Genomic DNA, 11,664 nt, shown 5'->3' on the forward strand with positions numbered 1-11,664 from the left:
CGGTCGTTTGGTTTTGGCAGGAACCTTGCTATCGTGTGGCGCTGGCCCGGGGCTCAGATCCCGGTCATCATTGTGCCGACCCGCCGCGCCGGGTCTTATCTTGCTGATACTTACCGACGGTGCCCCCCATGCCTACTTCGTCCCGCCTGCTTCCGCGCTTGTCCTTCCGTTCCGCTACCGGCCTGGCCGCGCTGTGCGCCGCCGCTGCCATCAGCACGGTCAGCTCGCCCGCCCGCGCGCAAGGGGAGTGGCCGACGCAGCCGGTGACGATCCTGATGGGCTTTACTGCCGGCTCCGGCGTCGACATCGTCGGCCGCACGCTGCAGGAATCGCTGCAGAAGTCGCTGAAGGCCACCATCATCTACGACTACCGGCCGGGCGCCGGCGGCAACGTCGCCTCCGAGGTGGTGGCGCATGCCAGGCCGGATGGCTACACGCTGCTGCTGGGCACCGCCGCCACGCACGGCATCAACCCGGCGCTGTACAAGAACCTGCCGTTCGACGCCGAGGCCGATTTCACCCCGATCGCGCCGCTGGTCGAGGTCTCCAACGTGCTGACCGTCAACCCGGCGGTGCTGGACGTGAAGTCGGTCAAGGAGTTTATCGAGAAGGTCAAGGCCAACCCGGGCAAGTACAACTTTGCCTCCACCGGCAACGGCACCGGCACGCACCTGGCCTTTGCCGAGTTCAATGCGCGCGCCGGCCTGGACATGGTCCACGTGCCCTACAAGGGCGGCCCCGACGCGCTGCAGGCGGTGGTGAAGGGCGAGGTCTGCTGCATCTTCAACCAGGTGCAGAGCGTGCTGCCGCAGTACCGCGCCGGCAAGGTGCGCCTGCTGGGCGTGACCACCAAGCAGCGCGTGCAAGTGATTCCCGACGTGCCGACCATTGCCGAGAGCGGCCTGCCCGGCTTCAACAGCACCATCTGGTTCGGCTTCTTCGGGCCCAAGGGGCTGGATCCGAAGATCGCGCGCAAGGTCAACGATGCGGTGAAGGTGGCGCTGGAAACGCCGGCGATCCGCCAGAAGCTGATCGATGCCGGCAACACGCCGCGGGTCGAGACCGTGGATCAGTTCAAGGCTACGGTGAAGGGGGATCGGCAGAAGTGGGCGGGGGTGGTCAAGACCGTGGGCGCGTCGATCGACTGACGCGCGCCGGCCTCGGTCAGGTCCGTACCCCCAGCCGCGTGAGCAGGTGCGCCAGTTGCGCCTGCGTGCCCGTCCCGGTCTTGGTGAAGATCGCCTTGAGTTGCGTGCGCCCGGTCTCGCGCCGGATGCCGATCAGCTCGCACGCCTCGGGCAGGCCGATGCCCGATGACAGCTGCAGTGCCAGCCGGGTCTCGGCCGGAGTGAGGCCGTAGAGGTCGCGCAAAACGGCTGGCAGCGTCATCGGCGCGGTGCCGGGCTCGTGGATCGCCACCAGCACGCTGGGGCGCTGCCAGTCCATCGCCAGATGGTGTGCCGGCGGCAGCGGCAGCAGCACGACCTGGGCCTGGCGGCCGGCGCTGTCGACCGCACGCAGCGCCTGCGCCGGCTGCGGGTTGGCGGGGTTGCATGCCGCCCGCAGCGCCTCGGCAAACGGGCGCGACAGCTGCCAGTCGGCTTCCTCGCGCACGGCTATGGCGGGCGGCGCCACGGCGCGGGTTTCGACCGACACCGCCGGCAGCAGCCGGCGCACCCAGGTCTCGCCAATGCTGTTGGCCATCAGCGGCTTGCCGTCGTCGCGGAACACGATCACGCCGAACGGCAGCCGCTCCATCAGTTGCGCCGACGCATGCGCCAGTGTCGACACCTGGTGGGTGCGGTCGCGCAGCGCCATCGCATGGCGCATGTGCGGGATGGCCCAGTCGAGCGCGCGCGCGTCTTCGGGCGAATAGTGGTCGTGGCCCTGCGGGCGCTGCAGCGACAGGAACACGTCGTAGTGCGGCTGGCGCTCGATCAGGCAGGCCATCACCGATGACTGTTCGAATTGCCGCAGGAACTCGCCGTAGAAGGGCGACTTGCGCATCGCCTGCGCGCCCAGCTCGCGTGAATCGATATACCAGTTGCCCACCGACATGCGCCTGGCGAACGGCAGGGCCGGGTCGATGGCTACGTACTGTTCGCTGTAGGCGGCCACCGCCTCCGGCATGGGGTTGACCTCCTGGTTCACCAGCACGCGCTCGTTGACCGTGTCGAGCACCAGCAGATGGGCATGCGTGCTGCCGCTGGCCTGGCACAGCGCGCCCAGGCTGCGCTGCCAGGCATCGGCATCGAAGATCCCCTCGTACAGCGCGCGAATGGTGTCGTGCATCTGTGTGTCGCTCATGGCTTCCCTTCTTTTTACTTCTTTTATTTTTAGCACTTTCTTCGCGGGGCAACGGGCGGGCCGCGGGCGCGGCGCCGGCCCGCTGCCGGGCGCGTGGTGTTCAGGCCTCGTCCAGCGCCGCGCCCAGGCGCGAGAGCAGATGCGTCAGCTGGGCCTGGCTGTTGCAGCCGGTCTTGTGGAATATGGCCTTGAGCTGGGTGCGCGCGGTTTCGTGGCGGATGTTCAGCTGCTGGCTGGCTTCGGGCAGGCCCTGTCCGGTGGCGAGCTGGGTGGTCAGCCGGGTCTCCGCCGGGGTCAGTCCGTACAGGTCGCGCAGCACCGGCGCCAGCAACAGCGGCGCGCTGTCCTGCTCATGCACGATCACCAGTGCCGCCGGTTCCTGCCATTGCGCGGCAAACGCGTGCGAGGGCGGCAGCGGCAGCACGATCACCTGCGCGCAGGCACCGTTGCCGTCGGTGGCGCGGGCGGCCTGCGCGGCGACCGCGCGCTGCGGGTCGCAGGCGGCCTGCACCATGTCGGCGAACGGGCGCGACAGGTTCCAGTCCGACACCTTGCCGGCCGGGTCCAGGCGCCGCGCCCAGCGCTCGCCGGCGCGGTTGCTCAGCAGCACCTGGCGCTGCGGCGAGAACACCAGCAGGGCAAAATTGAGCCGCTCCACCAGCTGCGTCGACAGCCGCGCCAGCACCGTCAGCCCCAGCGTGCGGTCGCGCATGGCCATGGCGCTGCGCATATGCGGGATGATCCAGTCCATGCCGCGGGTGTCGTCGGGCGAGAACAGCGGCTGCGTGCGCGCGCGCTGCATCGAGAAATAGACTTCGTAGTGGGGCTGGCGCTCGACCAGGCAGGCCACGTAGGAGCGCAGGTCGTAGCGGTGGAAGAAGTCGCGGTAGAACGGATGGCGGGCCATGGTGCCTTCGCCCAGTTCGCGCGCGTCGATATACCAGTCGCCCGGCCGAAGGCGCGGCGCGTACTGCTTGGCCGGATCGATGGCCTGGTAGTCCGATTCGTACTCGGAAAACAGTTCCACCACCGGATTGACGATCTCATTGACGGTGACCTGGTCGCGGACGGTGTCCCAGACCATCATCGAGGCATGTGCCGTGTCCGCCAGTTCCGTCAGGGTGCGCAGGCTCTGCTGCCAGGCACCGGGATCGAGAATGCCCTCGTACAAGCCACGGATCGCTCCGTGCATGTCGGCTTCTTTCATCTGACTCACCCCCTGCATTCGCGACAAGGAAATGCGCGGCGCCGGCGCTGCGTCTGATCGCACACCGGCTGCATTCTTTTTGGCTGCTTGTTATTTTGGCCGCCTGTTGTCATGGCCGTTTCAAGACCGGCTCTGGCGCTTTTTGCGTGTCTGTTATAGCAGACGTTGCATACATTACCGCACTCGGGGGTCAAGAGGGGCATGGAGCTGACCCTTCTTTCGTGGGGAGGTATGTCACTAGCACCCTGTGGGGTTGCCCTGAATGTGCCGCAAGGGCCGCATGCTAAGTGCGTAACGGTCCGGAATCGGCAAAGCGTTGACCACGATCAGGTAAAATGCCCGTTTCCCCGAATTCCAGCGAAATCTCGCGCCATCCATCGCCATGACCTCTGTCCTGCGTCTTTCCGACCTGATTTCCCAAGGCAAAATCTCCGGCAAGCGGGTGTTTATCCGCGCCGACCTGAACGTGCCGCAGGATGACGCCGGCAACATCACCGAGGACACCCGCATCCGCGCCTCGGTGCCGGCCATCGAGGCATGCCTGGCTGGCGGCGCCGCGGTGATGGTCACCTCCCACCTGGGCCGCCCGACCGAGGGCGAGTTCAAGCCCGAGGACTCGCTGGCGCCGATCGCCACGCGCCTGTCCGAGCTGCTGGGCAAGCCGGTCAAGCTGGTGCAGAACTGGGTCGACGGCGTCGAGGTGGCGCCGGGCCAGGTGGTGCTGCTGGAAAACTGCCGCGTGAACAAGGGCGAAAAGAAGAACAGCGACGAACTGGCCCGGAAGATGGCCAGGCTGTGTGACGTCTACGTGAACGATGCCTTCGGCACCGCCCACCGTGCCGAAGCCACCACGCATGGCATCGCCAAGTACGCCCCGATCGCCTGCGCCGGCCCGCTGCTGGCCGCCGAGATCGACGCGCTGGGCAAGGCGCTGGGCCAGCCGGCGCGCCCGCTGGTGGCGATCGTGGCCGGCTCCAAGGTCTCGACCAAGCTGACCATCCTGAAGTCGCTGGCCGACAAGGTCGACAACCTGATCGTCGGCGGCGGCATCGCCAATACCTTCATGCTGGCCGCCGGCCTGAAGATCGGCAAGTCACTGGCCGAAGCCGACCTGGTCGGCGACGCCAAAACCATCATCGACATCATGGCCAGGCGGGGCGCCTCGGTGCCGATCCCGGTCGACGTGGTGTGCGCCAAGGAATTCAGCGCCACTGCCGCGGCCACCGTCAAGGACGTCAAGGACGTGGCCGACGACGACATGATCCTGGACATCGGCCCCAGGACCGCCGCGATGCTGGCCGAGCAGCTCAAGGCCGCCGGCACCATCGTCTGGAACGGCCCGGTGGGCGTGTTCGAATTCGACCAGTTCGGCAACGGCACCAAGGTGCTGGCCCAGGCCATCGCTGAATCGAAGGCGTTCTCGATCGCCGGCGGCGGCGACACGCTGGCCGCGATCGCCAAGTACGGCATTGCCGACCGCGTGGGCTATATCTCCACCGGCGGCGGCGCGTTCCTGGAATTCCTGGAAGGCAAGAAGCTGCCCGCATTCGAAGTGCTGGAGCAGCGCGCCGCAGGCTGACGCATCCGCCGGGCCCGGCGGTATTGCCGGGGCCCTGAACCAGGAATTCCGCGCATGACTCGTTCCACCAAGATCGTCGCCACCATCGGCCCCGCCTCCAGCTCGCTGGAAATCCTGACCCGCATGATCGCGGCGGGGGTCGACGTGGTGCGGCTGAATTTTTCGCACGGCACCGCCCAGGACCATCTCGACCGCGCCCGCCTGGTGCGCGAAGCCGCGCAGGCATGCGGGCGCGAGGTCGCCATCATGGCCGACCTGCAGGGCCCCAAGATCCGCGTCGGCAAGTTCGAGCACGGCAAGATCACGCTCAAGGTGGGCGATCCGTTCATCCTGGATTCGAGCTGCCAGCTCGGCAACGAGCAGCGCGCCGGCCTGGACTACCAGGACCTGCCGCGCGACGTCGGCCCGGGCGATCTGCTGCTGCTCAACGACGGCCTGATCGTGCTGGTGGTGGACCGTGTGTTCGGCAGCGAGATCTTCACCACCGTGCGCGTGGGCGGCGAGCTGTCCAACAACAAGGGCATCAACCGCCAGGGCGGCGGGCTGTCGGCGCCGGCGCTGACCGCCAAGGACATGGACGACATCAAGACCGCTATGGCCCTGGGCGCGGACTACGTCGCCGTCAGCTTCCCCAAGAATGCCACCGACATGGAAATGGCGCGCCAGCTGACCGCCGTGGCCGGCCAGCCGCACGGCCACAAGGCCCGCATGATCGCCAAGATCGAGCGTGCCGAGGCGATCCGCCCGGGCGTGCTGGAAGAGATCCTGCAGGCGTCCGACGGCATCATGGTGGCGCGCGGCGACCTGGCCGTGGAAGTGGGCAATGCCGCCGTGCCGGCGCTGCAGAAGCGCATGATCAAGCTGGCGCGCGAGGCCAACAAGCTGACCATCACCGCCACCCAGATGATGGAGAGCATGATCGTCAACCCGGTGCCCACGCGCGCCGAGGTCTCGGACGTGGCCAACGCCGTGCTGGACGGCACCGACGCGGTGATGCTGTCGGCTGAAACCGCCGCCGGCCGCTACCCCGTGGAGACGGTCGAGGCCATGGCCGCGGTCTGCATCGAAGCCGAGAAGTCCGAGGTGGTGCAGCTCGACACCGATTTCCTGAACCAGACCTTCTCGCGCATCGACCAGTCGGTGGCGATGGGTGCGCTGTTCACGGCCTATCATTTGCAGGTGAAGGCGATTGCCGCGCTGACCGATTCCGGCGCCACCGCATTGTGGATGAGCCGTCACCGAATCCATGTGCCGATCTATGCGATGACGCCCAACCTGGCCTCGCAGCGCAAGATGCAGCTGTACCGCAACGTGGTGCCGCTGCCGCTGCAGTCCAGCGCCGACCGCGACACCGCGCTCGAGCAGGCCGAAGAGCTGCTGCTGGCGCAGGGTGTGGTGCAGCGTGGCGATTTCATCGTGCTGACCATCGGCGAACCGATGGGGCAGCCGGGCGGTACCAACACCCTGAAGATTGTCAGGGTGGGGTATTGAGCGCCGACAGAAAAATACAGAGACACCCAATTTTTATTTAGGAGTTAGACATGCCACTCGTATCGATGCGCCAGCTGCTGGACCACGCGGCCGAGAACAGCTACGGCCTGCCGGCCTTCAACGTGAACAACCTCGAGCAAGTGCAGGCCATCATGCAGGCGGCCGACGAGGTCAACGCCCCGGTGATCATGCAAGCCTCGGCCGGCGCGCGCAAATACGCCGGTGAGCATTTCCTGCGCCACCTGATCGAAGCCGCGGTCGAAGCCTACCCGCACATCCCCGTGGTGATGCACCAGGACCACGGCCAGTCGCCGGCGATCTGCCAGGGCGCGATCGACCTGGGCTTCTCGTCGGTGATGATGGACGGCTCGCTGCGCGAAGACGGCAAGACCCCGGCCGAGTACGAGTACAACATCGACGTCACCCGCAAGGTGGTGCAGCTGGCCCACGCCGTCGGCGTGACCGTGGAAGGCGAACTGGGCTGCCTGGGCTCGCTGGAAACCGGTGAAGCCGGCGAAGAAGACGGCATCGGCGCCGTCGGCGTGCTGGACCACTCCATGCTGCTGACCGATCCGGAGCAGGCCGCCGACTTCGTCAAGGCCACCCAGCTGGACGCCCTGGCCATCGCCATCGGCACCTCGCACGGCGCCTACAAGTTCACGCGCAAGCCCACCGGCGACATCCTGGCGATCAGCCGCATCAAGGAAATCCACGCCCGCATCCCCAACACCCACCTGGTGATGCACGGCTCGTCGTCGGTGCCGCAGGAACTGCTGGAAGAGATCCGCAAGTTCGGCGGCGACATGAAGGAAACCTACGGCGTGCCGGTCGAGGAAATCCAGGAAGCGATCAAGTACGGCGTGCGCAAGATCAACATCGACACCGACATCCGCCTGGCCATGACCGGCGCGATCCGCCGCTTCTTCGCCGAGAACCCGAGCAAGTTCGACCCGCGCGAATACCTGAAGCCGGCCCGCGAAGCCGCCAAGCAGGTGTGCAAGGCGCGCTACATCGCCTTCGGCTGCGAAGGCCAGGCCGGCAAGATCAAGCCGATCGGCCTGACCGATATCGCGCAGCAGTACAAGGCGGGCAAGCTGTCGCAGGTCGTGCAGTAAATGTCCCTAGTCCGCCTTCCGCGCTAGGGGAGGGCGGATTGCAGTTCCGGCCGCCGCGGTACGCATCCAGCGCCCGGCGGCTTCGCCGTTTTATCGGAACCATCATGTCCAACGCTCTCTACCAGTCCTCCATCAACTCGCTGCCGCTGCTGGGCCACGGCAAAGTGCGCGACAACTATGCCGTCGGCAATGACAAGCTGCTGATCGTCACCACCGACCGCCTGTCGGCGTTCGACGTCATCATGGGCGAGCCGATCCCCGACAAGGGCCGCGTGCTGAACCAGATGGCGAACTTCTGGTTCCGCAAGCTCGCGCACATCGTGCCGAACCACGAGACCGGCATCGCGCCCGAGACCGTGGTCGCGCCGGAGGAAGTGGAGCAGGTCAAGGGCCGCGCCGTGGTGGTCAAGCGCCTGCGGCCGATCCTGGTCGAAGCCGTGGTGCGCGGCTATCTCGCCGGCAGCGGCTGGAAGGACTACCAGGCCACCGGCAAGGTGTGCGGGATCGAGCTGCCCGCCGGCCTGCAGAACGCGCAGAAGCTGCCCGAGCCGATCTTCACCCCGGCCGCCAAGGCCGAGATGGGCGAGCACGACGAGAACATCTCGTTCGCCGAAGTCGAGGCCCGCATCGGCATCGCGCTGGCGCGCCAGATGCGCGATATCTCGATCCGCCTGTACAAGGAAGCGGCCGAGTTTGCGGCCACGCGCGGCATCATCATCGCCGATACCAAGTTCGAGTTCGGCCTGGACGACAATGGCGTGCTGACGCTGATGGACGAGGTCCTGACCGCCGATTCGTCGCGCTTCTGGCCGGCCGATTCCTACCAGGTGGGCACCAACCCGCCGTCGTTCGACAAGCAGTTCGTGCGCGACTGGCTGGAAGCCGTGCGCATCGACGGCAAGCCCTGGCCCAAGACCGCGCCGGCGCCGCAACTGCCGGACGAGGTGATCGAAAAGACCGCCGCCAAGTACCGTGAAGCGCTGACGCGTCTGACGGGCGAAGAACTGCAGTAAGTTATCAATTTCCCGACGGTGTTCTCCCTCTCCCCTCAGCGGGAGAGGGCCGGGGAGAGGGGTGGTTTAGCAAGGCGCCACGCGTCGGGAAACGCCAGCCCTCTCCCCCGGCCCCTCTCCCGCAAGCGGGAGAGGGGAGCAAACAATCAAGGATCTGAAGTGAGCAAGCAAGACAAGCCGCTGGTCGGCGTGGTGATGGGCAGCAGTTCCGACTGGGACGTGATGCAGCACGCAGTGGCCATGCTGAAGGATTTCGGCGTGCCGTTCGAAGCCCAGGTGGTGTCCGCGCACCGCATGGCGGACGACATGTTCCGCTATGCCGAGAGCGCGCGCAGCCGCGGCATCCGCGCCATCATCGCCGGTGCCGGCGGCGCCGCGCACCTGCCCGGCATGATCGCCGCCAAGACCATCGTGCCGGTGTTCGGCGTGCCGGTGCCGTCCAAGTACCTGCGCGGCGAGGATTCGCTGCTGTCGATCGTGCAGATGCCCAAGGGCGTGCCGGTGGCCACCTTCGCCATCGGCGAGGCCGGTGCCGCCAATGCCGCGCTGCACGCGATCGCCACGCTGGCCACCACCGACGAGGCGCTGGCCGGCGCGCTGGAAGCATTCCGCGCGAAGCAGACCGAAGCCGCGCGCGCGATGACTTTGCCACTGTAATGCTGCCGCTGTAATCATCCGGACATCCCACGGAACCTAGCAATGCCTACCGATATCCATCCCTATCTCTCCGAAGCCCACACGCCGGAATCGCGCGCCGAGTTCGGCGTCGACCGTCCCGACGCGCCCATCCTGCCTGGTGCGTGGCTCGGCATGCTGGGTGGCGGCCAGCTCGGCCGCATGTTCACGCATGCGGCGCAGGCGATGGGCTATCGCGTATGCGTGCTCGATCCGGACCAGGACAGCCCGGCCGGTTCGGTGGCGGACAAGCATATCTGTGCGCAATACACCGACGAGGCCGCGCTGGCCGAGATGGGCAAGCTGTGCCAGGCGGTAAGCACCGAGTTCGAGAACGTGCCGTCGCTGTCGCTGGACCGGCTCGAGCAGCTGGGCGCCTTTGTCGCGCCGCGCGGCTACTGCGTGTCGATCGCGCAGAACCGCATCGGCGAGAAGAAGTTCTTTGCCGCGTGCGCCGAGCGCACCGGCGTGTCGCCGGCCCCGCACTGGGTGATCCAGCACGATGCCGATGTCGACCAGCTGCCCGACCACGTGCTGCCCGGCATTCTCAAGACCGCGCGCATGGGCTACGACGGCAAGGGCCAGGCGCGCGTGAAGACGCGCGACGACGTGCGCGCCGCCTGGAACGCCATGCAGCATGTGCCGTGCGTGCTGGAGCAGATGCTGCCGCTGGCTTATGAGGTCTCGGTGCTGGCCGCGCGTGCCGCGGACGGCTCCACCGCCACCTGGCCGCTGGCCGAGAACGTGCACCGCGACGGCATCCTGTTCTCGACGGTGATGCCGTCGACCAGCGTGTCGCCCGAGATCGCCGACCGCGCGCGTGCAGCAGCGGCTGCCATCGCCACGGAGATGGGCTACGTCGGCGTGCTGTGCATCGAGTTCTTCGTGCTGACCGACGGCTCGCTGGTCGCCAACGAGATGGCGCCGCGCCCGCACAACTCCGGCCATATCACCATGGATGCGTGCGAGACCAGCCAGTTCGAACAGCAGGTGCGCGCCATGGCGCGGCTGCCGCTGGGCAGCACGCGCCAGCACTCGGCCGGCAAGATGCTGAATCTGCTGGGCGACGTGTGGTTCGAGTTCGGCCTGGAGCGTACGCCTTCCTGGGACGAGGTGGTGGCGCAACCCGGCGCCAAGCTGCACCTGTACGGCAAGGGCGATGCGCGCCCGTCGCGCAAGATGGGCCACGTCAACTGCGTGGGCGAGCATGCGGAAGCGGCCGCCGCCGCCTTTGCCGCCGCCGCGCAGGCGCTGCATATCCCGCTCTGAAGCCATAGCTCCAAGGAACACGATGTCGCCGCGCATGCCCACGGCCGCTGAACTGGACGAAGCCGTCCGCCTGCTCGAGGCCGGGCAACTGGTCGCCTTTCCCACCGAAACCGTCTACGGGCTCGGTGCGGATGCCGAGAACCCCGAGGCGGTCGCCCGCATCTTCGCGCTCAAGGGCCGGCCGTCGAACCATCCGGTGATCGTCCACGTGGTGGACGGCGCCGATATCGGCTACTGGACCGACGAGGTCCCCGAGGCAGCGCAGCAACTGATCGACGCGTTCTGGCCCGGCCCGCTGACGCTGATCCTGAAGCGCGCCGCGCATATCCATCCGGCCGTCGCCGGCGGCCAGGACAGCATCGGCGTGCGTTGCCCCTCGCACCCCGTGGCGCAGGCGCTGCTGGCGCGCTTCAAGCGCGGCCGCGGCGGCATTGCCGCGCCATCGGCCAACAAGTTCGGCCAGGTCAGCCCGACCACCGCGCAGCATGTGCGCGATGAATTCGGCGATGCGGTCTATGTGCTGGAAGGCGATGGCGTGGAGGTCGGTATCGAATCGACCATCGTCGACCTGTCGCGGCTGGACCAGGGCATCGGCCCGGTGCTGCTGCGGCCGGGGGCGATCACCGCGGCGATGATGGCGCAGGTACTGGGCGCGGCCCCGCTGCCGCCCGACGCGGCCGCGCCGCGGGCTTCAGGCACGCTCAAGGCTCACTACGCGCCGCACACACCGCTGCTGCTGGCCGATGCGCAAGCAGCTTCGGCGCAGCTGGCCTCGCTGCCGGACGATGCCCGCGTGGCGTGGGTCGGCCGGGCGCCGCTGGTGGACCAGCGCTGTACCTGGGTGCAGGCGCCTGCGGATGCGGCGGCCTATGCGCGCGAGCTTTACCGCTTGCTGCGCAAGCTCGACAAGCAGGGCTATACGCAGCTGATGTTCGAGGTGTTGCCTGAAGGGCAGGATTGGGCGGGGGTGCGGGATCGGCTGGAGCGGGCAGCGGCGGCGTTTGGGGG

The 11,664-nt window shown here is 67.4% G+C and carries 10 protein-coding genes; 8 read left to right on the forward strand and 2 right to left on the reverse strand.

Annotation, left to right across the window (positions count from 1 at the left end; all coding sequences use genetic code 11):
• Positions 1-128 precede the first annotated feature (128 nt).
• Positions 129-1,148, forward strand: a complete 1,020-nt coding sequence (locus AC3WQZ_RS29875; protein WP_011614578.1) for a Bug family tripartite tricarboxylate transporter substrate binding protein — start codon at positions 129-131, stop codon at positions 1,146-1,148.
• Between the two features lie 16 nt (positions 1,149-1,164).
• On the opposite strand, the gene AC3WQZ_RS29880 is transcribed toward AC3WQZ_RS29875, so the two are convergent.
• Both AC3WQZ_RS29880 and AC3WQZ_RS29885 read right to left on the reverse strand, forming a co-directional pair.
• On the reverse strand, positions 1,165-2,307 hold the full coding sequence (locus tag AC3WQZ_RS29880; RefSeq protein WP_492301798.1) for a helix-turn-helix transcriptional regulator: 1,143 nt from the start codon (positions 2,305-2,307) through the stop codon (positions 1,165-1,167).
• A gap of 100 nt (positions 2,308-2,407) precedes the next feature.
• Positions 2,408-3,514 carry a helix-turn-helix transcriptional regulator gene (locus AC3WQZ_RS29885; RefSeq protein WP_492301800.1) on the reverse strand — a complete coding sequence of 369 codons (1,107 nt, stop codon included), beginning with the start codon at positions 3,512-3,514 and terminating at the stop codon, positions 2,408-2,410.
• 382 nt (positions 3,515-3,896) lie between these two features.
• Between AC3WQZ_RS29885 and AC3WQZ_RS29890 the strand changes: the two genes are divergently transcribed.
• The 7 genes from AC3WQZ_RS29890 to AC3WQZ_RS29920 form a co-directional block, all read left to right on the forward strand.
• Positions 3,897-5,093, forward strand: a complete 1,197-nt coding sequence (locus AC3WQZ_RS29890) for a phosphoglycerate kinase (protein WP_492301802.1) — start codon at positions 3,897-3,899, stop codon at positions 5,091-5,093.
• Positions 5,094-5,147: 54 nt separating this feature from the next.
• On the forward strand, positions 5,148-6,584 hold the full coding sequence (gene pyk, locus AC3WQZ_RS29895) for a pyruvate kinase (protein ID WP_010812198.1): 1,437 nt from the start codon (positions 5,148-5,150) through the stop codon (positions 6,582-6,584).
• A gap of 50 nt (positions 6,585-6,634) precedes the next feature.
• Entirely contained in the window at positions 6,635-7,699 is a 1,065-nt protein-coding gene (gene fba / locus AC3WQZ_RS29900) for a class II fructose-bisphosphate aldolase (protein WP_010812197.1), read from the forward strand.
• Positions 7,700-7,803: 104 nt separating this feature from the next.
• On the forward strand, positions 7,804-8,712 hold the full coding sequence (locus AC3WQZ_RS29905; RefSeq protein WP_010812196.1) for a phosphoribosylaminoimidazolesuccinocarboxamide synthase: 909 nt from the start codon (positions 7,804-7,806) through the stop codon (positions 8,710-8,712).
• A gap of 159 nt (positions 8,713-8,871) precedes the next feature.
• On the forward strand, positions 8,872-9,369 hold the full coding sequence (gene purE, locus AC3WQZ_RS29910) for a 5-(carboxyamino)imidazole ribonucleotide mutase (protein WP_010812195.1): 498 nt from the start codon (positions 8,872-8,874) through the stop codon (positions 9,367-9,369).
• A gap of 42 nt (positions 9,370-9,411) precedes the next feature.
• Positions 9,412-10,656 carry a 5-(carboxyamino)imidazole ribonucleotide synthase gene (locus tag AC3WQZ_RS29915; RefSeq protein WP_010812194.1) on the forward strand — a complete coding sequence of 415 codons (1,245 nt, stop codon included), beginning with the start codon at positions 9,412-9,414 and terminating at the stop codon, positions 10,654-10,656.
• 22 nt (positions 10,657-10,678) lie between these two features.
• A partial coding sequence (locus tag AC3WQZ_RS29920; protein ID WP_010812193.1) for an L-threonylcarbamoyladenylate synthase occupies positions 10,679-11,664 on the forward strand: 986 nt, incomplete at its 3' end.

It is taken from the genome of Cupriavidus sp. FW305-26 (genome assembly GCF_058787975.1).

Bases quoted from the DNA above. Each gene is read 5' to 3' on its own strand.
- AC3WQZ_RS29885 (WP_492301800.1), bottom strand. From the start codon at position 3,514: ATGAAAGAAGCCGACATGCACGGAGCGATCCGTGGCTTGTACGAGGGC.
- fba (WP_010812197.1), top strand. From the start codon at position 6,635: ATGCCACTCGTATCGATGCGCCAGCTGCTGGACCACGCGGCCGAGAAC.
- AC3WQZ_RS29890 (WP_492301802.1), top strand. From the start codon at position 3,897: ATGACCTCTGTCCTGCGTCTTTCCGACCTGATTTCCCAAGGCAAAATC.
- AC3WQZ_RS29905 (WP_010812196.1), top strand. From the start codon at position 7,804: ATGTCCAACGCTCTCTACCAGTCCTCCATCAACTCGCTGCCGCTGCTG.
- AC3WQZ_RS29875 (WP_011614578.1), top strand. From the start codon at position 129: ATGCCTACTTCGTCCCGCCTGCTTCCGCGCTTGTCCTTCCGTTCCGCT.
- AC3WQZ_RS29880 (WP_492301798.1), bottom strand. From the start codon at position 2,307: ATGAGCGACACACAGATGCACGACACCATTCGCGCGCTGTACGAGGGG.
- pyk (WP_010812198.1), top strand. From the start codon at position 5,148: ATGACTCGTTCCACCAAGATCGTCGCCACCATCGGCCCCGCCTCCAGC.
- AC3WQZ_RS29915 (WP_010812194.1), top strand. From the start codon at position 9,412: ATGCCTACCGATATCCATCCCTATCTCTCCGAAGCCCACACGCCGGAA.